We start from the raw sequence: 22,292 nt of genomic DNA, 5'->3' as shown, positions 1-22,292 counted from the left end.
GCCGGCCGGCGGCCTGGCGGCGCTGCGCGGCCTGCTGGCCCGCCCGCTGGCCTCCTACTACCTGCTGCTGTCCAGCGCCGGCCTGCTGCTGCTGATCGGCCTGACCATGGTCTTCTCGGCCACCAGCGTGCGCGACTACGCCGAGGCCGGTGACGCGGCCGCCTCGGTCACCAAGCAGGCGATCTTCGCGGTGATCGGCATCGTCGCGTTCTGGGCCTGCCAGCGCCTGCCGGCCAGCACCTTCCGTTCGCTGGGCCGACCCCTGCTCGGGGCCGCGGTGGTGCTGCTGCTGGTGCTCAACCTGCTGGTGGCCCTGGACGCCCTGTTCGGGCTGGCCTCCCTCGGGCCGCTGCGGGCCAACCTGCTCTGGCTCTATCTCGGGCCGATCCAGGTGCAGCCCGCCGAGCTGGCCAAGCTGGCGCTGGTGCTGTGGGGGGCGCACGTGATCGCCCGCAAGGGCGCCGCGCTCGGCTGGTGGAAGGAGCTGGCCACCCCGCTGTTCCCGGTGGTCGGCCTGCTCTTCGTCCTGGTCGGCTACAACGACCTGGGCAGCATGCTCTGCCTGCTGGCCATCGTGGTCGGCCTGCTCTGGGCCGCCGGGGTGCGGTTGCGGGTCTTCGCCGCGCTCTCCGCGGTCGGCCTGGCGGGGATCGGACTGCTCGTCGCGGTGGCCTCGCTCGGGGCCGGATCCGGCGCGCGCGGCCAGGAGAACTACCGACTGGCCCGGCTCACCTCGTTCCTCGACACGCCCGACCCGGCCAAGTGCGTCGAGGACGCCTGCTGGCAGATGGTGCAGGCCCGCAACGCCATCGAGCACGGCGGCTGGTTCGGTGTCGGGCTGGGCAAGAGCAGCGTCAAGTTCGGCTGGCTGCCGGCCGCCCACAACGACTTCATCTTCGCCGTCATCGCCGAGGAGCTGGGCGTGGTCGGCTGCACCGTCATCCTGGTGCTCTTCGCCGTGCTCGCCTACACCGGGCTGCGGATCGCCCGCCGGGTCGCCGACCCGTTCCGCCGGCTCGCCGCCACCGCCGTCACCGCCTGGCTGGTCGGCCAGGCGGTGATCAACATCGGCGGGGTGACCAAGCTGCTGCCGCTGACCGGGGTGCCGCTGCCGTTCATCTCCGACGGCGGCAGCGCGCTGGTCGTGACCCTGGCGGCGGTCGGCATGCTCGCCTCCTTCGCCCGCGCCGAACCCGACGCGGCCCGCGCCCTGCACGCCCGTCCGCCCGCCCGATGGGTCCGACTAGTCTGGGCCCCGTTGCCGCCGCTTCCCGGCGCGCGGAGCCGACCGGCACCGCCGTCGGCTGCCCCGGGGTCCGTGCCCCGGGCGCGCGGGCGGCGACCCGACGATCAGGCCGTACCGCGCGGCGTCCGGCAGGACCGGACCCGGGGCGGGACGGCGAGCGAGAGGAGACGCTGATGGGTCCGCTGCGTTCGGTGGTGCTCTGTGGAGGGGGCACCGGTGGGCACATCTACCCGCTGCTCGCCTTCGCCGACTGCCTGCGCCGACACGACCCGGGCGTCCGGATCACCTGCCTCGGCACCCCGAAGGGGCTGGAGAACGAGCTGATCCCGCCGGCCGGCTACGACCTGCGGCAGATCCCGGCCTACCAGCTGCCCCGCTCGGTCAACATGGGCCTGGTCCGCACCCCGGACCGGATGTGGAAGGCGGCCCGCGCCGCCGGCAAGGTGATCGACGAGGTCGCCGCCGACGTGGTCGTCGGCTTCGGCGGGTACGTCTCGGTGCCCGGCTACCTGGCCGCCTGGCGGCGGGAGATGCCGATCGTCATCCACGAGGTCAACGTCCCGCCGGGGGTGGCCAACCGGCTCGGCATGAAGTTCACCAAGAACCTCGCGGTCGGCTTCCCGCACCAGCCGGCCCAGTCCGAGGTGCTGCGCGACGCCCGGGTGGTCGGCGTGCCGCTGCGCCGGGGCATCGCCGGGCTGGACCGCAACGCCATGCGCGCCGCCGCCCGCGCCCACTTCGGACTCCGCCCCGACCTGCCGGTCCTCTTCGTCGCCGGTGGTTCGCAGGGGGCCCGGTCGATCAACCTGGCGGTCTCCGGCGCGGCCAAGGAGCTGGCCCGCAACGGGGTGCAGGTGCTGCACGTGATGGGTGCCCGCAACGAGCCGGTGCCGATCCCGACCGACCTGCCGGTGCCGTACGTGGCGCTGCCCTACCTGTCCGAGATGGAGCTGGGCTACGCCGCCGCCGACCTGATGCTGGCCCGGGGCGGGGCGATGACCTGCGCCGAGGTGGCCGCCATCGGGCTGCCCACCATCTACGTGCCGTACCCGCACTCCAACCAGGAGCAGAAGCGCAACGCGCTGCCCGTGGTGGAGGCCGGCGGCGGGCTGCTCGTCGACGACGCCGAGCTGACCCCGGCCTGGCTGGAGCGCACCGTGCTGCCCCTGCTGCGCGACCCGCAGCGGCTGTACGCGATGGGTGCCGCCGCCGCCGGGTACGGCCGCCGCGACGGCGACGTGGCACTGCTCAACTTCGTCTACGAGGCGGTGGCCCGGTGAGCCGGTCCACCGCGACGGGAAGGTACCTGGCATGAACACCGCGCAGTTCACCCCGGCCGGCACGCTCACCGCGGAGGACCTGGGCCGGATCCACCTGATCGGGGTGGGCGGGGTCGGGATGAGCGGCCTGGCCCGGCTCTTCCTCACCCGGGGCCTGCCGGTCTCCGGCAGCGAGCTGCGCGAGTGGCCGTCGCTGGCCGGCATGCGGGCGCTGGGCGGCACCATCCACATGAGCCACGAGGCGGCCAACCTCGACGGGGTGGACACCGTGGTCTACTCCTCGGCGATTCCGCAGGACCACCTGGAGATGGTCGAGGCCCGCCGGCGCGGGCTGCGGGTGCTGCACCGCTCCGAGGCGCTCGCCGCGGCGATGACCGGCCGTCGGACGGTGGCGGTGGCCGGCACCCACGGCAAGACCACCACCACCTCGATGGTGACCATGGTGCTCCAGCAGGCCGGGGTCGACCCGTCCTTCGTGATCGGCGGGGAGATCTCCGAGGTGGGCTCGGGGGCGCACCATGGCACCGGCGAGCACTTCGTGGTCGAGGCGGACGAGAGTGACAGGTCGTTCCTGATCTACCGCCCGTACGTGTCGATCATCACCAACATCGAGGCCGACCACCTGAACACCTACGGCGACCTGGCGACCCTGGAGGCGGCCTTCGCCGAGTTCGCCCGGCTCACCGACCCGGCCGGGTACGTCATCACCTGCGCCGACGACCCGGGCGGGCGGCGGCTGGCCGAGACGCTGCGCGCCGAGGGGCGGCGGGTCTGGACGTACGGCGAGGCGGCCGACGCCGACCTGCGGCTGTCCGAGATGGCCTCGTCCGCCCAGGGCGTGCGCTACCTGGCGGCCCTGGACGGCCGTTCGCTGGGGGAGATCCGGCTGCCGGTGCCGGGACGCCACATGGGCCTCAACAGCGCCTCGGCGGTGCTCGCCGCCCACCTGCTCGGCCTGCCGGTGGCGGCGGCGGAGGCGGCCCTGGCCGCCTTCCCGGGCGTGCGCCGGCGCTTCGAGCGCAAGGGCGTCGCCGACGGCGTGCTGGTCTACGACGAGTACGCCTACCACCCGACCTCGATGACGCTGGCCCTGCGGACGCTGCGCGAGGTGGCCGGCGACGGCCGGCTGATCGTGGTCTTCCAGCCCTACCGGCTGTACCGGACCCGGGACCTCCAGGCGGAGATCGCCGCCGCCCTGGCGATCGCCGACGAGCTGGTGCTGCTGGAGGTCTTCGGCCCCGGTGAGCTGCGCCAGCCGGGTGAGGGGTCGGCGGCGTTGCTGGCGGCGGTGCCGCTCGACGACGCGCACAAGGTCTTCGTGGACTCGCTCGACGACGCGCCGGTGGAGGTGGCCCGCCGGGCCCGCCCCGGCGACGTGGTGGTGACGATGGGCGCTCCGCCGATCTCGCTGCTGGGCGATCAGCTGCTCGACGCGTTGACCGCGCGATGATCGCGCGGTTCCTCCGGCGCGGCCCGGACCGCGGCGTCCGGGCCGGGAGCGCCGCCGGTCCGCCCGTCGGGCGCCCGGTGGCCGGTCCGGACGGCGCGACCGCCGGTAGCGGATGAGTCCGGGTCCGGCGCGGGGCCGTGGCACCGGCACGGACGGCGGTGGTGCCCGGCGGGGTCCGGTCCGGCGCTGGCAGCTCGTCCGGGCGGGCAGCGACGCGGTCCCGCCGTCGACCCGGCGGTTCATGGCGCGGGCCCGGCAGCGGCGGATGCGGGCCGCGCTGCCCTGGGCGGTGGTGGCCGGGGTGCTGGTCCTCGCCGGCCTGGTGGCGTGGGCGGTGCTCGGATCCGGCCTGTTCGGGGTGCGTGAGGTCCGGGTGGAGGGGGCGCGGCTGGTCACCCCGGTCGAGGTGCGTGACGCGGCGGGGGTGCCGGACGGGGTGCCGCTGGCCCGGGTGGACCTGGCCGCGACGGCCCGGCGGATCGGTGGCCTGGCCCCGGTGGAGCGCGCCACGGTCCGCCGGGACTGGCCCGGTGCCCTGGTGGTGACGGTGGTGGAGCGGACCGGGGTGGCGGTGGTGCCCCGGGACGACCGGTTCGTGGTGATCGACCGGGCCGGGGTGGTGTTCCGCACGCTGGCCCGGCCGCCGGACGGGCTGCCGGTGGTGCGGCTGGCGGCTCCGGGGCCGGACGATCCGGGCACCCGGGCGGCGTTGCAGGTGCTGGCCGTGCTCACCCCGCAGCTGCGGGCCGCCCTGGTCGAGGTGACCGTCGAGGGACTGGCCCGGATCGGGCTGACCCTGCGCGACGGGCGGGCGGTGGTGTGGGGCGACGCGACCCGGGGCGCGGACAAGGCGCGGGTGGCGACGGCGTTGCTGGGTCGGAAGGCCGACACGATCGACGTGAGCGCGCCGGACGTGGTGACCCTCAGGTGAGGTCCGTGGTGGACGTGAGTCGCCCCGCACCCGGCGGCGACACGCCGGTGGGGTCCTTGGCTCTCGGCGTGGGGGCGCTTACGTTGCCCCGAAGAGGATCAGTGGTTGACATAACTCTAAGCCTCTAGTAGAGGGTTAGGGTTCAGCTCTGATCCTCGCTGGTGAAAGCTCCTCGACCACCGGTCCGGGCCACGCCGTACCGGGGCAGTGCGAGCCAATCTCGAAGGGAAAGGACCGGAGATGACACCTCCGCACAACTACCTGGCGGTCATCAAGGTCGTCGGCATCGGCGGCGGCGGCGTCAACGCCGTCAACCGGATGATCGAGGTTGGGCTCAAGGGCGTCGAGTTCATCGCGATCAACACCGACGCGCAGGCGTTGCTGATGAGTGACGCCGACGTCAAGCTCGACGTCGGCCGGGAGCTGACCCGGGGGCTCGGCGCGGGCGCCAACCCGGACGTCGGCAAGAACGCCGCCGAGGACCACCGCGACGAGATCGAAGAGGTGCTCAAGGGCGCCGACATGGTCTTCGTCACCTGTGGCGAGGGGGGCGGCACCGGCACCGGCGGGGCGCCGGTGGTGGCCAACATCGCCCGCAAGCTCGGTGCGCTGACCATCGGTGTGGTCACCCGTCCGTTCTCCTTCGAGGGCAAGCGCCGCCAGGTGCAGGCCGAGTCGGGGATAGACGAGCTGCGCAACCAGTGCGACACGCTGATCGTCATCCCCAACGACCGGCTACTGGCGCTGGGTGACCGCGGCATCAGCATGATGGACGCCTTCCGCACCGCCGACCAGGTGCTGCTCTCCGGCGTCCAGGGCATCACCGACCTGATCACCACGCCGGGCCTGATCAACCTCGACTTCGCCGACGTCAAGAGCGTGATGAGCGGGGCGGGCAGCGCGCTGATGGGCATCGGTAGCGCCCGGGGCGAGAACCGGGCGGTCGAGGCGGCCGAGGCGGCCATCTCCAGCCCGCTGCTGGAGCAGAGCATGGACGGCGCGCGGGGGGTGCTGCTCTCCATCGCCGGCGGCTCCGACCTGGGCCTGTTCGAGATCAACGACGCGGCGCAGCTGGTCACCGACGCGGCCCATCCGGACGCCAACATCATCTTCGGCGCGGTCATCGACGACGCGCTCGGCGACGAGGTGCGGGTCACCGTGATCGCCGCCGGCTTCGACGGCGGGACGCCCGCGTACAAGGCGGTCGACTCGCCGCGCAAGAGCAACCAGAACCAGCCGACGACGCAGACCCCGACGGTCACCGCGCCGGCCACCCTGCCGCCGCCGCAGCAGACGCCGCGCCGGGTGCTCTTCGACGACGTCGACGTGCCCGACTTCCTCAAGAACGGCTCCTGAGCCGCCGATGACGAGCAGCTCCGTGGCCGGTCCCGCGGCCCCGCCGGTGACCGGCGGTCCCCGTGCGGGCCGCGTCGTCGCGTCGTCGACCGGGCGGACCGGCCGATGACCGGTCCCTCCGGTCCGGACCGCCGGGCCGAGCTGGCGGCCGGGCTGGCCGCGGTACGGACCCGGATCACCGGGGCGTGCGCCGCCGCCGGCCGGGATCCGGCCGGGGTGACCATGATCGCGGTGACCAAGACCTACCCGGCCGGTGACGCGGTCGCGCTGGCCGGGCTCGGGGTCGTCGACCTGGGGGAGAACCGGGACCAGGAGGCCGCGCCGAAGGCGGCCGAGGTGGCGGCGGCGGGGGTGACCGCCCGTTGGCACTTCATCGGCCAGTTGCAACGCAACAAGGCCCGTTCGGTGGTCCGCTACGCCGACGTGGTGCACTCCGTGGACAGTGCCCGGTTGGCCCGGGCGCTGGCCACCGCCGCCGAGTCCGGTCGGGACCGTCCGCTGGAGACGCTGGTGCAGGTCAGTATCGACGGTGACCCGGCCCGGGGTGGTGCCCTGCCGGGCTCCACCGACCCCGACCGGGGGCTCGACCCGGTGGCCGAGGTGCTGGCCGGGGCGGGAGCGCTGCGGTTGGCCGGGCTGATGGCGGTGGCGCCGCTGGGCTGGGAACCCGAGCGGGCGTTCGCCCGGCTGGCCGAGGTGGCGGCGGCGTTCCGGGCGCGGCATCCGGCGGCCACCGCGCTCTCCGCCGGGATGAGCGGTGACCTGGAGGTGGCGATCGGGTACGGGGCGACACATGTCCGCGTCGGCAGCGCGTTGCTCGGAATGCGTTCCACGCTGCGGTAGCCTGACCCCGGTAGGAGCAAATTACATCAGTGTTGTTCAGGAGCGGCGTCCCGAGGTCGGGGGCCACGACGGGCGAGCCGCGAATCGCGCGTCGGGGGAGCGTCGCTCCGATCCGGTGGGCAGGGACGTCCACTGGCGACACGGCACGGGGGTGCGTGCCGCACGGCGGACGGAAGGGCGCGGGATGGGTGCACTGCGCAAGGCGGGGGTCTGGCTCGGGCTCGTCGAGGAAGACGACGAGCGCGGCTACGACGAGGGCTACGACAAGCCCGGCTACCGCGAGTCGCGGTACCGGTCGAGCCGGTACTCCGAGGAGTTCGCCGACGACGACGAGGACGACGCCGAGGAGCCGCCGGCGCCGCGTCCCCGGCTGGGTGACCGGGGCCGGCTGGCCGACCGGTCCAGCCGGGCGGTGGAGGCCGACCGCGCCGACGACGAGCGGGCCGAGCGGTCGGAGCGGGCCGACCGGGCCGAACGTTCGGAGCGGGCCGAGCGGGCGAGCGTCCGGTCGATCACCCGGTCGACCGGTGCGGATACCTCGGGCGCGTTGAGCTACCACACCCGGGACAATCTCGCCCTGGCGCCGCAGGCCTCGCCCCGGGAGCGCCCGGTGGTGGCCGAGGAGGAGCAGCGCTACCAGATCACCACGCTGCACCCGACCACCTACCGGGAGGCGCGGACCATCGGCGAGCACTTCCGCGACGGGGTTCCGGTGATCATCAATCTTACCGAGATGGACGAGGCGGACGCCCGCCGACTGGTGGACTTCGCCGCCGGGCTGGCGTTCGGGCTGCGCGGTACGATCGAGCGCGTGACCAACCGGGTGTTCCTGCTCTCGCCGGCCAACGTCCAGGTCACCGCCGAGGACAAGGCCAAGATCGCTGAGGGCGGCTTCTTCTCCCTGAGCTAAGTCCACCCGAACGAGGGACGTCGCCTACCGTGTTGTCGATCATGTTCCAACTTTTGTACCTGATTTTGTACCTCTTCCTTATTGTGCTGTTGGCCCGATTCGTTCTCAGTGCGGTCCTCCAGTACGGTCGTCGGTGGCAACCGGGGCGTGGCGCGTCCGCCGGACTCGAGTCCGTGTGGAGCGTCACGGATCCGCCTCTCAAGGCGTTGAGGCGGGTGATCCCCCCACTGCGAATTGGTACCGTGAGCATCGACCTGGCCTCCCTTGTGCTCCTGGTTATCCTGTTCGTGCTGATGAGGTTTGTGTTAGATCCGCTGATCAGGAACTTCTCCTGACCAGCGCGCGCTTTCGCGGCCGCAACTGACCCGAGGAGTTTCGATGCCGCTGACACCGGCCGACGTGCACAACGTCGCCTTCAAAAAGCCGCCGATCGGCAAGCGGGGGTACGACGAGGAGGAGGTCGACGCCTTCCTGGACGAGGTCGAGCGGGAGCTTGCCCGTCTGATCGAGGAGAACAACGAGCTGCGCGCCCAGGTGGAGCGCGGCGGTCGTGGCGGGGCCCCTGCCGGCCCCGGCGGCGACGCCCGGCTCGCCGCCGAGCTCAACGACGTCAAGGCCCAGCTCGACCGGGTGCAGCGCGACAAGGCCGCCGCCGAGCAGGCCGCCCGTGCGATGCAGGCGGAGCTGGAGCAGGTCCGCACCACCGGTGGCCCGGCCGTCGGCGGCGACGGCGAGCAGCAGGCGCTGCGGGTGCTCATGATGGCCCAGCGCACCGCCGACGACCACGTCTCCGACGCCCGTCGCGAGGCCGACCAGCTGCTCTCCGAGGCCCGTTCGAAGGCCGAGGAGGTCACCCGGGAGGCGCGGGCCAAGGCCGACGCGCTGGAACGCGACGCCCGTCAGCGGCACCAGGAGGCCATGGGCGGCCTGGACGCCAAGCGGACCGCGTTGCAGAAGCACATCGAGGAACTCAAGCAGTTCGAGCGCGAGTACCGCACCCGGCTCAAGGCCTACCTGGAGAGCCAGCTGCGCGACCTCGACGGTCGGGGTCAGGGCCTGGAGGCCGAGATGACCCGCACCGAGGGCACCCGTGCCGTCGGTGGCAACGGGCTCGCCGCGGCGAGCCTCGCCGGCTCGTACGGCGGCAGCCGCTCCGGCGCCCTCGAAGCCGGCCGCTGATCCACGTCGGCGGCCGTCCCCCGACGGCCGCCGACTTAGCCACGACCCACGACGCGGCGGGGGTGAGCTGTGCTAGTCGCCAGTCTGCTGCTCATCCTTGTCGCGGTCGCCCTGCTGGTGTTCGGTCTCGTCGACGGCTCCAGCACGCTGTTGACCAGTTCCATCGCGGCCAGTCTGCTGGCCGCCGTCGCACTGGTGGCCGGTGCCCGCCAGGCAGCCGCCACCAGGGCGAGGGCGGCGGAGCGGGCCGAGCAGGGTGAGCACGCGGGTGCGCCCCGCGCCACCGCCCCGCCGGCCGCGTCCGTGCCGTCGGAGGTCCCGACGACGTACGTTCCGACGACGATCGGTGCCGGTGGCGTCGGGTGGCGGCAACCACCCGGCCCGCCGGTGGCCGACGATCCCGTCGTCCTCTCCCCCCGCCCCGACGCCGGGGCCTGGGAACCCGAGGCGGAAGCCCCCTGGGATCCGGTCGTGGTCCCCGAGCCGGCGGGGCCGACCGGTCGACCCCCGGCGACCGGTCCCGTCCGGTACGACGACCCCGACCCCGACCGGTACGACGACCCCGACCCCGACCGGTACGCCGCCGATGACACCGACCCCGACCGGTACGACGACCTTCCCGTCGATGCCCCCCACACCGACCGTCAGGTGGACGGCCCGGACGACCCCGCGCCGCCCTGGGAGCACCCGGCCGACGCCTCGTCGCCGTGGGAACCACCGCTGCAGCGCGTCCCGCCCGCCGACGCCGCCCTGGTGGCCCAGCTCGACGACGAGGTCCGGGTCGTCGACGGGCATCCCCGCTACCACCTGCTCTCCTGCGCCCACCTGATCGAGCGGGAGCACGAGCCGCTGCCGGTGTTCGAAGCGATCTCGCTCGGCTTCACCCCGTGCGGCCTGTGCAACCCGGACACCGCCCTGCTCGCCGACACCTACCCCCGCTGAGGCCGGCGTCGATGCCCATGGACACGCTGACCGTGGCCGTACGGGTCAAGCCCGGCGCGTCCCGGCCCAGGGTCGGCGGCTGCTTCGCCGGCCCGCACGGTCCCGCCCTGGTGATCGCGGTGACCGCCCCGGCGGTGGACGGGCGGGCCACCGAGGCGGCCCGCCGGGCGCTGGCCGGCGCGCTGGGCGTCCGGCCGGCGGCGGTGGCGCTGCGGACCGGAGCGGCCAGCCGGGACAAGCTCTTCCTGGTCGACGGTCCGCCGCCCGGCCTGACCGAGCTGCTGCGGCGGCTACGCGACGGATCGGCCGGGTGACAGCGCCCGGGGTGGGGCGCCCGTGACGCCGGGGTTGGACCTGGCCCTGCTCCTCGGAGCGGCCGTGTTGCTGGTGGCGGTCGGTGCGGTGCGGTTCTCCACCCGGCTGGGCGTACCGAGTCTCCTGGTCTATCTGGCGCTCGGGGTGGCGATCGGCGAGGCGGGGCTGGGCATCCGGTTCGACGACGCCGAGCTGACCCGGGTACTCGGCTTCTGCGCGCTGATCGTGATCATCGCAGAGGGCGGGCTGACCGCGCGGTGGAGCACCCTGCGCCCGGTGCTCGGCCTGGCCGGCGCGTTGTCCACGGTCGGGGTGCTGGTCAGCATCGTCGTGGTCGGCCTGGTGGTGCACCTGCTGCTCGGGCTGGACTGGCGGTTGGCGCTGCTCTACGGCGCGGTGCTCTCCTCCACCGACGCGGCGGCGGTCTTCGCCACCCTGCGCCGGTTGCGGCTGCCGCCGCGGCTGGTGGCCACCCTGGAGGCCGAGTCGGGCATGAACGACGCCCCGGTGGTGATCCTGGTGGTGCTGCTGTCCCGCAGCGGCCCGGTGGAGCACCCGTGGTGGTTCGAGGTCTTCCTGGTCGGCTACGAGCTGGGAGTGGGCGCGGCGGTCGGGTTGGCCGTCGGGCTGGCCGGTCGGTTCGCGTTGCGGCGGGCGGCGCTGCCCTCGTCCGGGTTGTACCCGATCGCCGCGGTCGGCTTCACCGTGCTGGCATACGCCGCCGGGGCGGTGGTGCACGCCTCCGGCTTCCTCGCCGTCTACGTGGCCGGGGTGCTGCTGGGCAATGCCCGGCTGCCGCACCGGCAGGCCATCCTGGGGTTCGCCGACGGGCTGGCCTGGCTGGCCCAGATCGGGCTGTTCGTGCTGCTCGGCCTGTTGGCCACGCCGGAGCGGCTGCACACCGCGCTGCTCCCGGCGGTGGTGACCGGGTTGGCCCTGCTGCTGCTGGCCCGGCCGGCGTCGGTGCTGGTCTCCGCGTTGCCGTTCCGGGTGGGTCTGCGTGAGCAGGCGTTCCTGTCCTGGGCCGGGCTGCGCGGGGCGGTGCCTATCGTGCTGGCCACCATCCCGCTCTCGGCCCGGGTGCCCGGGGCGGACCGGCTGTTCGACGCGGTCTTCGTGCTGGTGGTGATCTTCACGGTGCTCCAGGCGGGCACGCTCGCGTCGGCCGCCCGCCGGCTGCGGGTGACCGCGCCGGCCGAGCTGGCGGAGATCCGGGTGGAGACCGCGCCGCTGGAGCGGATGCGGGCGGACCTGCTCCAGTTGGAGGTGCCGACGGGCTCCCGGCTGGCCGGGGTGCACGTCGACGAGTTGCGGTTGCCGGTGGGTGCGTCGGTGACCCTGGTGCTGCGGGACGGGGTGGGCTTCGTGCCGGGTACGGACACCCGGCTCAAGACCGGCGACAGTCTGTTGATCGTGGCGACCGCCGGGGTGCGCGACGAGGCCGAGCGCCGGCTGCGGGCGGTCAGCCGGCGCGGTCGGCTGGCGAGGTGGTTCGGCGAGTACGGCGAGGATCGAGACGGTTGACCTGCTAGTCTCCTTTTTGCCCCAATTAGCGGTTTTAGGGGCTGAATAGCGGTGCGACAGTGCGGCACGTTGTCGGACGCCTGCACGTTCCGTATTCTTGCCAACCTCCGGAGTGCGCGGCCACCGTTGCCGTGCGCCCGTTTTGTTACGCGGGGACGCCACGTCGGCGGACCCTGTCCGGGCACCGCCGAGCGCCGCGTCCCGCGGCTGAGGGAGCTGACGATGGCGAAGCCAGCCGACACCAGGACCGCCGGTAGCAAGCCGACGGCGAAGGCCACCCGCAGCGCGGCCGAGACCGAGAAGATCCGGGCGGCCCTGGCGGCCCGACGGGACGAGCTGCGCGCCGAGTACGATCAGACGCTGAGCGAGATCACCGAGCTGCAGCGCGACCGGTTGACCGACTCGGCCGGGGACGACCAGGCCGACACCGGCACCAAGACGTTCGAGCGCGAGCAGGAGATCTCCCTCGCCAACAGCATCCGGGAACGGATCACGCAGGTCGAGCGCGCCCTGGAGCGGCTCGACGAGGGTGGCTACGGATGGTGCGAGCGGTGCGGGAACCCGATCCCGGTGGAGCGGCTCGCCGCCTTCCCGTCGGCGACCCTCTGCGTGACCTGCAAGCAGCTGGCGGAGCGGCGCTGACGTCCACTCCCCGGTGACCTCGCGAGACGGCGGAACCACGCCGTCAGGACAGTCGATGGGGAGTCGATGACCACAGCACCGACCGCCGGATCCGGCACCACCGAGCCGGGCGGTGGCACACCCCGCCGCAGGGCGGTCGTGGTCCTCGTCGGCATCGCCTCACTCGCGCTGCTGACGGATCTGCTCACCAAGCACCTGGCCCTGCAACTGCTCGACGACCGGGCCCCGGTCCGGCTGCTGGGCGGGGCGGTGTACCTCACCCTGACCCGCAACAGCGGCGCGGCGTGGAGCATCGGCGCGGACCACACCTGGGTGTTCCCGCTGATCACCATCGGGGTGGTCGGCTGGATTGCCTGGATGGCGCTGCGGCTGCGCTCGCTGCCCTGGGCGGTCTCCCTCGGCCTGGTGCTGGGGGGCGCGCTGGGCAACCTCACCGACCGGATCTTCCGGGCACCCGGCCACTTCGTCGGTCACGTGGTGGACATGGTCAGCCTCTTCGACCCGTACGGCCAGGTGTGGCCGGTGTTCAACCTGGCCGACAGCTGCCTGGTCTCCGGGGTGCTGCTGGCCGTGCTGCTGGAGCTGACCGGCCGCCAGCGCGACGGGCGGCGGGTCGGCGGCCGGGGCGACGCGGTGTCCACCGGGTCACCGGCCGACGGGCCGACCCATGCCGACGCCGAGCCGAGGGAGCGGGCATGACCGACACCTTCGTCGCCGGTGGCGACCACCGTTCGCTGCCTGTCCCGGACGGCCTCGACGGGATGCGGCTGGACCAGGCGGTGTCCCGCCTCTTCGGGCTCTCCCGCACCGCCGCCGCCGCGCTGGTCGACGCCGGGGACGCGCTGGTCGACGGGGTGGCCCGGCAGAACTCGCACAAGGTCAAGGCCGGTTCCTGGCTGGAGGTGACGCTGCCTGCCCCGGTCGCCCCGCCGACCGTGGTGCCGCAGGCGGTCCCCGGGCTGACCGTGGTCTACGCCGACGACGACATCGTGGTGGTGGACAAGCCGGTCGGGGTGGCCGCCCATCCCAGCCCCGGCTGGACCGGCCCGACGGTGATCGGCGGCCTCGCCGCGATCGGCCACCGGATCTCCACCAGCGGGGCCGCCGAGCGGCAGGGCGTGGTGCACCGCCTCGACGTGGGCACCACCGGGATCATGGCGGTGGCCAAGAGCGAGCAGGCGTACACCGCGCTCAAGCGGGCGTTCAAGTACCGCGAGGTGGAGAAGCGCTACCATGCGGTGGTCCAGGGGCATCCCGACCCGTCGCGGGGGACCATCGACGCCCCGATCGACCGCCACCCGCACCACGACTACCGCTGGGCGGTGGTCTCCGACGGCAAGCCGAGCATCACCCACTACGACACCATCGAGGCGTTCCCGTCGGCCAGCCTGCTCGACGTCCGGCTGGAGACGGGGCGTACCCACCAGATCCGGGTGCACTTCTCGACCCTGCGGCATCCCTGCGTCGGCGACCTCACCTACGGCGCCGACCCGACCCTGTCGGCGCGGCTCGAACTGCGCCGGCAGTGGCTGCACGCCCGGTCGTTGACCTTCGCCCATCCGCGTACCGGCGACGACGTCACCTTCGTCAGCGAGTACCCGGACGACCTGGCCCGCGCGCTGACGATCCTGCGCGACTGACCGGTACGGCCCGGTCCACCACCCGCCGGCAGGGCGGGCCGGTGATGGGCGATTCGTCGGAAGGGGCACCCGGCGTGATCGCCCCGACACCGTCACCGACCGGAGAGGGTACGGATCGTCCGGCGTCGACCCCCGCTGCGACCTCCCCGGACTCCGGTGGCAGCGGGTCATCCGCCCGGTCGCGCTGAGTATTGTTGCCGGGGGATGTGTGCAGACCGCCGTGGTCCGAATAGGGTTTCGTTCGTAGCCTGTCAGGTGGATATCGACGGCGCGGGAGGGCGAGCCTTGGACGGCACCGAGACCGGCTGGAGCCGGTCGGCCGAACCGGCACCGCGATGGCGGGCGCTCTTCGAGCGCGCCCGCCTCGGCGGGCGCGCCGCCGAACAGCCGGAGCCGGACCGCCGGGGCGAGGACCCGACCCGGGAGCCGTTGCCCGGCCGTACGCCCGGCGGCGGCTGGGCCGGGCGGGGATCGGCCACCGTGCCACCACCTGCCGACCCGGGCTACCCCGCGCGCCCGGGCTACCCCGCCGATCCGAACTACCCCGCGAGCCCGGGCTACCCGGCGGACCCGAACTACCCCGCGGAGCCGGGTTACGCCGTCGATCCGGGCTACCGGGCCGGGGCGAGCTACCGGGTCGACCCGGCCCACCACGCCGGCCCCGGCTACCCGGCCGAGCCCGGTCTCCGCGCCGATCCCGGCTACCCGGCCGGCTCCGGTTACCCGGCCGAGCCCGGCTACGCGGCCGATCCCGGTTACCCGGCCGAGCCCGGTTACCGGTCCACCGGCGGTTATCCGGCCGAGCCCGGCTACCTGCCGGAGCCGGCCCGCCCGCCGGACCCGCCGGTCGTGCCGTCCCGCTACGCCCTGCTGGACGGCGGTTACCGGGCTGAGCCACCAGCCGCCGAGTCCCGGTACGCCCTGCTGGACAACGGGTACCGCGCGCCCGGTTACGCGCCGCCCGAACCGGCGTACCAGCCACCCCAGCCGACGTACCCGGAGCCGGCGTACCCGGAGCCCGGCTATCCGGCCGAGCCGCCGGTCTACCAGCCCGAGCAGCAGGCCTACCCGCCCGCGGTGACCGCCGACCGCAGCTATCCGGCCCGGATCGAGCCGGCCCGCATCGAGTGGCGTCAGCAGGGTCCACAGGACGAGCAGGAACGGGCCGCCGGCATCCTCCGGCGTGACCTGGGCACGCCCCGGGTGCTCGCGTTCGCCAACCCCAAGGGCGGCGTGCACAAGACCACCGCCACCGTGCTCGCCGCCGCGACCGTCGGCAGCGTCCGGGGCCGGGGCGTGCTCGCCTGGGACGACAACGAGCTGCGCGGCACCCTCGGGCTGCGCGCCGGCAGCGCCCGGCACGCCCGGACGATCCGGCACCTGATCAGCGACCTGGCGCACATCGAGATCCGCGACGGGGCCGAGCTGCTGGAGTCCCTCGACGACTACCTGCGGCACGCCTCCGACGGCTCGTACGACGTGCTGGCCGGGGAGGAGAGCCCCCGGTTCGCCCAGCGGCTCGACCAGTTCACCGTCAAGCGGGTGCTGGAGCTGCTGCGCCGCACCCACGACGTGGTCTGCGTGGACACCGGCAACAACGTGGAGAGCCCCAACTGGCGCACCGTCATGCACGCCGCCGACCAGCTCGTGGTGACCACCGTGCCCCGGGAGGACGCCGCGTTCAGCGCCGACTGGATGCTCGACCTGCTGCACGAGGAGGGGATGGGCGAGCTGGCCGACAACGCGGTCACCCTGATCTCCTGCCCGACCCCGGGCCGGTCACCCCTGCAGGACGACCTGGAACGGCACTTCGCCACCCGGACCCGGGCCGTCGCCGTGGTGCCGTACGACCCGGTGCTGGAGACCGGCTCGTCGATCGAGTACCACCACCTCCAGGCCGAGACCCGGGCCGCCTGGCTGCGGGCCGCCTCGATGATGCTGGAGCCGTTCGCCCGCTGAGGGGCAGTCCCGCCTCCGCCGCCCCGCCGTACCGCTGCGCCTGAGAGGATCATCGGGTGAGCACGGACACCCCCGATCCCCACCGCCCCGCCGACGCCCCGGCGGGTGCCGCGCCCACCCCGGACGCCGCCACCACCGGGCCACCGGCCGGCGGGCCGTCCACCGCGCCCGGCCACGACCCGGCCGGGAACCACCCCACCGCGTCGGCCTACGACCCCACCGCCCCGGGGCGCGACCCGGCCGGTGACGGCCCTACCACGCCCGGCCACGACCCGATCGTGCCCGGCCACGACCCGGCCGGTTACGGCCCTACCGCGCCCGGCCACGACCCGGCCGGGTCGTACCTGCCGTGGCCGCCGGCCGCCGGGCCGCCGCAGCGGGCCGACCGGCGGCCGGGGCGCACGCTGGCGGTGGCGGGTGCGCTCGTGCTGGGCGTGGCTGCGCTCGGTGGGCCGCTGGGGCTGCTCTGGGCGGCGCTGGCCCCGGACACCCCGGTGCGCAAGACCGCCGAGGGGGCCGTCTACGCCCAGCCCCAGCCGGAGCAGCCGATCGCCGCCGACGGCTGGTTCAGCCTGCTCGGGCTCGGTTTCGGGGTGCTCGCCGCGATCGCGGTGTGGACGCTGCTGCGCCGTCGCCGCGGGCCGGTGGACCTGGCCGCGCTGACCGTCGGCGCGCTCGGCGCCGCCCTGGTCGCCTGGCAGCTCGGCCGGCGGATCGGGCTGGACGGCTACCAGCGGCTGCTCGCCACCGCGCCCGCCGGCACGCCGTTCGACAAACCGGCCGACCTGCGGGCCGGGGGCATCGAACGGATCTTCGGCGTGCTGCCCGTGCCGTACGGCAACCTGCTGCTGCCGGCGTTCGCCGCCGCCGTGACGTACACCCTGCTGGCCGGCTGGTCGCGCTGGCCGGCACTGCGCCCGGAGCCGGAGCCGGCACTGCGCCCGGAGCCGGCGCCCGACGCGGCGGCGGGGTGGCCCGCCGCCGGGGCGGCCGACGGGGTCAGTTGGGGGCCGGCGGGGACGCCAGCTCCGACAGCGGCACCGGAACCGCCCGCACCTGGCGCAGCAGGGTCGACTCGCGGTTGAGCAGCCGCAGCTCGGCGCGGAGCCGGGCCGCCGTGTCGTCGATGGCGAGCAGCCGTTGCCGGTCGGCCACGGTCAGCACGGCGGTGGCCGCGACCAGGTGGGACAGCACCGTCGGGTCCTCCGGCAGCTGCTCGGACAGCTCCTCCGGGTCGTCCCGGATCAGCCCCAGGTACTGCCGGAACACCGCGATCACCCGGGTCGCCAGCAGCTCCGCGGCCTCGTCCGGGCCGGTCGGCTCAGGCAGCCACTCGACCTCGGCGGTCAGGTAGCCGGCGGCGTCCCGGTCGGTCCCGGTGACCCGGAACCGTCGCCGGCCCACCGTGACGATGTCGAAGCCGCCGTCGTCCAGCTCGGTGACCTGCCGCAGCTCGGCCGTGCAGCCCACCTCGTGCAGGGTCACCTCGCCGCCGCCGGGGGTGGCCCGACCCGCGGCCGGGGCGACCTCCCAGCCGGAGCGGATCGCCACCACACCGAACTCCCGGGGCACCCCCTCGGGCCGGGCGACCAGGTCCCGCACCAGGTGGCGGTAACGCTCCTCGAAGATGTGCAACGGCAGCACCAGACCTGGAAAGAGCACCGTTGCGAGGGGGAACACCGGCAGCCGTGCGGTCACACGTCCGAGCGTAGCCCGATCCGGCGAGGTCGGCGTGTCCCGGCTCACCGTCCCGCGGTACGGGCGGCGCGGGTCGCCCTCCGGGCCGCCGCCTAGACTCGGGGGCGTGTTGAATCGGATCGACCTGCGCGGCGGGCTCCGCGACCCGCGCCGCCTGCTGCCCCGTGCCCAGCTCGACGTCTCCGTGGCCGTCGAGCGGATCCGCCCCCTCGTCGAGGCGGTCCGGGACCACGGGTACCCGGCGATCCGGGAGGCCAGCGAACGGTTCGACGGGGTCTGCCCGCCGGTGCTGCGGGTTCCGGCCGGGGCGATCGCCGAGGCGGAGGGGACGCTCGACCCCGACGTCCGGGCCGCCCTGCTGGAGTCGATCGAGCGGACCCGTCGGGTGCATGCCGACCAGCGCCGCACCGACCACACCACCCAGGTCGTGCCCGGGGGCACCGTCACCGAGCGCTGGCTGCCGGTCGACCGGGTCGGCCTGTACGTCCCCGGCGGGCTGGCGATGTACCCGTCGACGGTGGTGATGAACGTGGTCCCGGCCCAGGCGGCCGGGGTCCGCTCGCTGGTGGTGACCAGCCCGCCGCAGCAGGACAACGGGGGCCTGCCGGACGCCCGGGTGCTCGCCGCCTGCGCGCTGCTCGGCGTCGAGGAGGTGTACGCCGTCGGCGGCGCCCAGGCGGTGGCGATGCTGGCGTACGGCGCCGCGGTCGACGCCGAGGGCACCCTGCGCTGCGAGCCGGTCGACATGATCACCGGACCGGGCAACATCTGGGTCACCGCGGCCAAGCGGCTGCTGCGCGGCGTGGTCGGCATCGACGCCGAGGCCGGCCCCACCGAGATCGCGGTGCTGGCCGACGACACCGCCGACCCGGCGCACGTCGCCGCCGACCTGATCAGCCAGGCCGAGCACGACCCGCTGGCGGCCAGTGTGCTGGTCACCCCGTCGGTCGAGCTGGCCGACGCGGTGGACCGGGAGCTGGCCCGGCAGGTGCCGGCCACCAAGCACGCCGACCGGGTCGGCACCGCGCTGGGCGGGGAGCAGAGCGGCGTCGTGCTGGTCGACGACCTCGACGCGGGGCTGCGGGTGGTCGACGCGTACGCCGCCGAGCACCTGGAGATCCAGACCCGGGACGCCCGCGACTGGGCGCTGCGGGTGCGCAACGCCGGGGCGATCTTCGTGGGGGCGTGGGCGCCGGTGTCGCTCGGCGACTACTGCGCCGGCTCCAACCACGTGCTGCCCACCGGGGGCTGCGCCCGGCACTCGTCCGGGCTGTCCGTGCAGTCCTTCCTGCGCGGGGTGCACCTGGTGGAGTACACCCGGGAGGCGCTGCGCGACGTCGCGCCGCACGTGCTGACCCTGGCCACCGTGGAGGACCTGCCGGCGCACGGTCAGGCGGTCGCCGTGCGCTTCGCCGGGGAGCCGTCGTGACCACCCTCGACGACCTGCCGATCCGCGACGACCTGCGGGGGCGGTCGCCGTACGGTGCGCCGCAGCTCGACGTGGCCGTCCGGCTGAACACCAACGAGAACTCCTACCCGGTGCCGGAGCCGGTGGTGGAGGCGATCGCCAAGGCGCTCGCCGCCGCGCTGCGCGACCTCAACCGCTACCCGGACCGGGAGGCGCTGGCGCTCCGCGCCGACCTGGCCGGCTACCTGGGCCACGGGATCACCGCGGATCAGGTCTGGGCGGCCAACGGCTCCAACGAGATCCAGCAGCAGCTGCTCCAGGCCTTCGGCGGGCCGGGGCGGACCGCGCTCGGCTTCGTGCCGGCGTACTCGATGCACCCGCTGCTGGCCCTGGGCACCGGCACCCGGTGGGTGCCGGTGCAGCGGGGGGTCGACTTCGGGCTGACCGCCGCCGAGGCGGTCGCCGAGGTCCGGACGCACCGCCCCGACGTGGTCTTCCTCTGCTCGCCGAACAACCCGACCGGCACCGCGCTCGACCCGGCGGTGGTCACCGCCGTGCTCGACGCCGCGCCCGGCATGGTGGTCGTCGACGAGGCGTACGCCGAGTTCGCCCGCCCCGGCACCGGCAACGCCCTGACGCTGCTGCCCGGCCACCCCCGGCTGGTGGTGAGCCGGACGATGAGCAAGGCGTTCGGGTTCGCCGGTGGCCGGTTGGGCTATCTGGCGGCCGACCCGGCGGTGGTGGCCGCGGTACAGCTGGTCCGGTTGCCCTACCACCTCTCCACGCTCACCCAGGCCGCCGCCCGCGCGGCGCTGGCCCACCGCGACGCCCTGCTCGGCAACGTCGAGGCGATCAAGGTGCAACGCGACCGGATCGTCGACACGCTGCGGTCGCGGGGCCATCGGGTGGCCGACAGCGACGCCAACTTCGTGCTCTTCGCCGTCGGCGACGACCAGGCCACCGCCTGGCGTGCCCTGCTCGACGCCGGGGTGCTGGTCCGGGACGTCGGCCTGCCCGGCTGGCTGCGGGTCACCGCCGGCACCCCCGCCGAGACCGACGCCTTCCTCACCGCGATGGAGAAACTGTCATGAGTCGCACCGCCCGGGTGGAGCGGATCACCAAGGAGACCAAGGTCCTCGTCGAGATCGACCTCGACGGCACCGGCCAGGCCGAGATCAGCACCGGGGTCGGCTTCTACGACCACATGCTCCACCAGATCGCCCGGCACGGCGGCTTCGACCTGACCGTCCGCACCGTCGGTGACCTGGAGATCGACGCCCACCACACGATGGAGGACACCGCGCTGGCCCTGGGCGCCGCGTTCGACCAGGCGCTGGGGGACAAGGCCGGCATCCGGCGGTACGGCTCGGCCACCGTCCCGATGGACGAGGTGCTCGTCCGGGCCGCCGTCGACCTGTCCGGCCGCCCGTACGTGGTGCACGACGAGCCGGCGCTGTCGCCGTACATCGGGCCGGTCTACCCGACCAGCATGACCCGGCACATCTGGGAGTCCTTCGGCCAGTCGGCCCGGGTCACCCTGCACGTGGACGTGCTGCGCTCGGCCCGGCCGGGTGGCCACCCGGACGCGCACCACGTGGTGGAGGCCCAGTTCAAGGCGGTCTCCCGGGCGCTGCGGGAGGCCACCGCACTCGACCCGCGTAACGCCGGCGTGGTGCCCAGCACCAAGGGCGCGCTGTGACCGGCGCGGCCCGGACGACCCGGCCCGGCCCGCGCCGGGGTGACCGGGCCGGAGGGCGACGCTGATGGGGCCGGTGCTGCCGACCCTGCTGTTGATCCTCGCCGGCCTCCTCGTCGGCGGGGCCTGGTCGTTGTACCGGCAGGACGCGCCGCGTGGTGCGATCGTGGTCACCGGGCTGCTCGCCGTGCTGGCCACCGTCGGCGGGGTGCTCTGGCTGCTACCCGGGGAGGGCTGATGAGCGAGCGGGTCGCCGGGGACGACACCGGCGGGCGGAGGCGCGGCCGGCGGATCGTGGTGCTCGACTACGGCTCGGGCAACCTGCGTTCGGCCGAGCGGGCGCTGGCGCACGCCGGGGCGGACGTCACGGTCACCGCCGACCTGGCCGCCGCCGCCGGGGCCGACGGGTTGGTGGTGCCGGGTGTCGGCGCGTACGCGGCCTGCATGGCCGGGATCGAGGCGTCGGGTGCCGGCCCGGTGATCGCCGAGCGGGTCGCCGCCGGTCGGCCGGTGCTCGGCATCTGCGTGGGCATGCAGGTGCTCTTCGAGCACGGCGACGAGCACGGGGTGGTGACCAAGGGGCTGGGGCTGCTGCCGGGCGGGGTGACCCGGCTGCCCGCCGACCGGTTGCCGCACATGGGCTGGAACACGGTGACGCCGCCGGCCGGCTCGGTGCTCTTCGCCGGGCTGCCCGCCGACAGCCGGTTCTACTTCGTGCACTCCTACGGGGTGCTGGACCGGCCGGCGCTGACCGGAGCGGGGGCCCGGGTCACCACCGCGCACCACGGCACGGACTTCGTCGCCGCGGTGGAGCGGGGGGCGCTGTCGGCCGCCCAGTTCCACCCGGAGAAGTCGGCCGAGACCGGTGCCGCGCTGCTGCGTAACTGGCTGGCCACGGTTGACTGAGCCGTCGGGCCGCACCGGGCCGGGTGCGCGGTGAGCAAGGAGCGGGCCCGCCGACGGGCCGTCCGGGAGGCGGAGGCGGCCCGCGACCGCGTCGTCCGCCAGCGCAAGCTGGCCCGGCGGCAGCGTCGTCGCGCCCTGGTCCGCCGGGTCACCCCGCAGTGGCGGCGGGGCCGGACCGGCCGGTTGGCCCGGCGCAGCCGGGGGGAGCGGGCCGCCATCGTCGGGCTGACCGCGGCGGCGCTGGCGCTGATCTGGGTGTTCGTCGACGATCTCGCGCTGCGGTTGGTGCTGGTCGTGCTGTTGCTGCTGGTCCTGCCGGCGATCGTGGTGATCGCCCTGGACCGTCGGATCTGACCGAGGAGTAGAA

At 74.4% G+C, this 22,292-nt stretch carries 24 protein-coding genes; 23 read left to right on the top strand and 1 reads right to left on the bottom strand.

The features are described 5' to 3' along the window. Positions 1–13: 13 nt before the first annotated feature. The 17 genes from O7625_RS28735 to O7625_RS28655 all read left to right on the top strand — a co-directional run bounded on the left by O7625_RS28735 (position 14) and on the right by O7625_RS28655 (position 17,302). Positions 14–1,420: a putative peptidoglycan glycosyltransferase FtsW gene (locus tag O7625_RS28735; RefSeq protein ID WP_282347125.1), complete on the top strand. Its 1,407-nt coding sequence runs from the start codon at positions 14–16 to the stop codon at positions 1,418–1,420. Continuing rightward, a complete protein-coding gene (murG, locus tag O7625_RS28730; RefSeq protein ID WP_282342967.1) occupies positions 1,420–2,526 on the top strand; it encodes an undecaprenyldiphospho-muramoylpentapeptide beta-N-acetylglucosaminyltransferase in 1,107 nt (368 codons plus the stop codon). Before O7625_RS28735 ends, murG begins: the two co-directional genes overlap by 1 nt. A 31-nt stretch (positions 2,527–2,557) precedes the next feature. Beyond that, positions 2,558–3,976 (top strand): UDP-N-acetylmuramate--L-alanine ligase, encoded by a 1,419-nt coding sequence (murC, locus tag O7625_RS28725; RefSeq protein ID WP_282342966.1) that lies wholly within the window; start codon positions 2,558–2,560, stop codon positions 3,974–3,976. Between the two features lie 112 nt (positions 3,977–4,088). Next, positions 4,089–4,907 carry an FtsQ-type POTRA domain-containing protein gene (locus O7625_RS28720; protein ID WP_282342965.1) on the top strand — a complete coding sequence of 273 codons (819 nt, stop codon included), beginning with the start codon at positions 4,089–4,091 and terminating at the stop codon, positions 4,905–4,907. 240 nt (positions 4,908–5,147) lie between these two features. Continuing rightward, a complete protein-coding gene (gene ftsZ / locus O7625_RS28715) occupies positions 5,148–6,263 on the top strand; it encodes a cell division protein FtsZ (protein WP_067301796.1) in 1,116 nt (371 codons plus the stop codon). Between the two features lie 105 nt (positions 6,264–6,368). Continuing rightward, positions 6,369–7,106 (top strand): YggS family pyridoxal phosphate-dependent enzyme, encoded by a 738-nt coding sequence (locus O7625_RS28710; protein WP_282342964.1) that lies wholly within the window; start codon positions 6,369–6,371, stop codon positions 7,104–7,106. Between the two features lie 184 nt (positions 7,107–7,290). Further along, a complete protein-coding gene (locus O7625_RS28705; protein ID WP_282342963.1) occupies positions 7,291–8,016 on the top strand; it encodes a cell division protein SepF in 726 nt (241 codons plus the stop codon). A gap of 29 nt (positions 8,017–8,045) precedes the next feature. Further along, on the top strand, positions 8,046–8,351 hold the full coding sequence (locus O7625_RS28700) for a YggT family protein (RefSeq protein ID WP_067301785.1): 306 nt from the start codon (positions 8,046–8,048) through the stop codon (positions 8,349–8,351). 43 nt (positions 8,352–8,394) lie between these two features. Continuing rightward, complete coding sequence (locus O7625_RS28695; protein WP_067301781.1) at positions 8,395–9,195, top strand: DivIVA domain-containing protein; 801 nt, start codon at positions 8,395–8,397, stop codon at positions 9,193–9,195. A gap of 69 nt (positions 9,196–9,264) precedes the next feature. Further along, positions 9,265–10,137 carry a hypothetical protein gene (locus O7625_RS28690; RefSeq protein ID WP_282342962.1) on the top strand — a complete coding sequence of 291 codons (873 nt, stop codon included), beginning with the start codon at positions 9,265–9,267 and terminating at the stop codon, positions 10,135–10,137. An 11-nt stretch (positions 10,138–10,148) separates the two neighbouring features. Next, a complete protein-coding gene (locus O7625_RS28685) occupies positions 10,149–10,451 on the top strand; it encodes a DUF167 domain-containing protein (protein ID WP_282342961.1) in 303 nt (100 codons plus the stop codon). Between the two features lie 22 nt (positions 10,452–10,473). Continuing rightward, on the top strand, positions 10,474–11,976 hold the full coding sequence (locus O7625_RS28680; protein WP_282342960.1) for a potassium/proton antiporter: 1,503 nt from the start codon (positions 10,474–10,476) through the stop codon (positions 11,974–11,976). 222 nt (positions 11,977–12,198) lie between these two features. Then, the gene (locus tag O7625_RS28675; protein WP_067301769.1) at positions 12,199–12,618 is read left to right on the top strand and encodes a TraR/DksA family transcriptional regulator; all 420 of its coding nucleotides are present in this window, start codon (positions 12,199–12,201) and stop codon (positions 12,616–12,618) included. Positions 12,619–12,684: 66 nt separating this feature from the next. Beyond that, positions 12,685–13,317 (top strand): signal peptidase II, encoded by a 633-nt coding sequence (lspA, locus tag O7625_RS28670; protein WP_282342958.1) that lies wholly within the window; start codon positions 12,685–12,687, stop codon positions 13,315–13,317. Then, positions 13,314–14,258 (top strand): RluA family pseudouridine synthase, encoded by a 945-nt coding sequence (locus O7625_RS28665; RefSeq protein WP_282342956.1) that lies wholly within the window; start codon positions 13,314–13,316, stop codon positions 14,256–14,258. The genes lspA and O7625_RS28665 overlap by 4 nt, the downstream gene beginning before the upstream one ends. Before the next feature lie 285 nt (positions 14,259–14,543). Then, on the top strand, positions 14,544–16,217 hold the full coding sequence (locus O7625_RS28660) for an AAA family ATPase (RefSeq protein WP_282342954.1): 1,674 nt from the start codon (positions 14,544–14,546) through the stop codon (positions 16,215–16,217). A gap of 56 nt (positions 16,218–16,273) precedes the next feature. Next, positions 16,274–17,302, top strand: a complete 1,029-nt coding sequence (locus O7625_RS28655) for a DUF2567 domain-containing protein (protein ID WP_348773975.1) — start codon at positions 16,274–16,276, stop codon at positions 17,300–17,302. On the opposite strand, the gene O7625_RS28650 is transcribed toward O7625_RS28655, so the two are convergent. Next, on the bottom strand, positions 17,217–17,915 hold the full coding sequence (locus tag O7625_RS28650; RefSeq protein ID WP_282342953.1) for an LON peptidase substrate-binding domain-containing protein: 699 nt from the start codon (positions 17,913–17,915) through the stop codon (positions 17,217–17,219). The genes O7625_RS28655 and O7625_RS28650 overlap by 86 nt on opposite strands. 106 nt (positions 17,916–18,021) lie before the next feature. Between O7625_RS28650 and hisD the strand changes: the two genes are divergently transcribed. The 6 genes from hisD (at position 18,022) to O7625_RS28620 (ending at position 22,279) form a co-directional block, all read left to right on the top strand. Then, positions 18,022–19,344, top strand: a complete 1,323-nt coding sequence (hisD, locus tag O7625_RS28645) for a histidinol dehydrogenase (RefSeq protein ID WP_282342952.1) — start codon at positions 18,022–18,024, stop codon at positions 19,342–19,344. Next, positions 19,341–20,414 carry a histidinol-phosphate transaminase gene (locus tag O7625_RS28640; RefSeq protein ID WP_282342951.1) on the top strand — a complete coding sequence of 358 codons (1,074 nt, stop codon included), beginning with the start codon at positions 19,341–19,343 and terminating at the stop codon, positions 20,412–20,414. The genes hisD and O7625_RS28640 overlap by 4 nt, the downstream gene beginning before the upstream one ends. Then, positions 20,411–21,022, top strand: coding sequence for an imidazoleglycerol-phosphate dehydratase HisB (gene hisB, locus O7625_RS28635; RefSeq protein ID WP_067301745.1), 612 nt, complete (start codon positions 20,411–20,413; stop codon positions 21,020–21,022). Before O7625_RS28640 ends, hisB begins: the two co-directional genes overlap by 4 nt. A gap of 64 nt (positions 21,023–21,086) precedes the next feature. After that, on the top strand, positions 21,087–21,257 hold the full coding sequence (locus O7625_RS28630) for a hypothetical protein (protein ID WP_172898466.1): 171 nt from the start codon (positions 21,087–21,089) through the stop codon (positions 21,255–21,257). After that, positions 21,257–21,925 carry an imidazole glycerol phosphate synthase subunit HisH gene (gene hisH / locus O7625_RS28625; protein WP_282342950.1) on the top strand — a complete coding sequence of 223 codons (669 nt, stop codon included), beginning with the start codon at positions 21,257–21,259 and terminating at the stop codon, positions 21,923–21,925. The genes O7625_RS28630 and hisH overlap by 1 nt, the downstream gene beginning before the upstream one ends. Before the next feature lie 30 nt (positions 21,926–21,955). Further along, positions 21,956–22,279, top strand: coding sequence for a hypothetical protein (locus tag O7625_RS28620; RefSeq protein ID WP_067301738.1), 324 nt, complete (start codon positions 21,956–21,958; stop codon positions 22,277–22,279). The last annotated feature ends 13 nt before the right edge of the window (positions 22,280–22,292 follow it).

Origin of the sequence: Micromonospora sp. WMMD714, from assembly GCF_029581315.1 — a bacterium.
Lineage (GTDB): Bacteria > Actinomycetota > Actinomycetes > Mycobacteriales > Micromonosporaceae > Micromonospora > Micromonospora rifamycinica.
The sequence above is the reverse complement of the archived record's forward strand: the minus strand, read 5'-3'. Positions and strand labels throughout refer to the sequence as shown.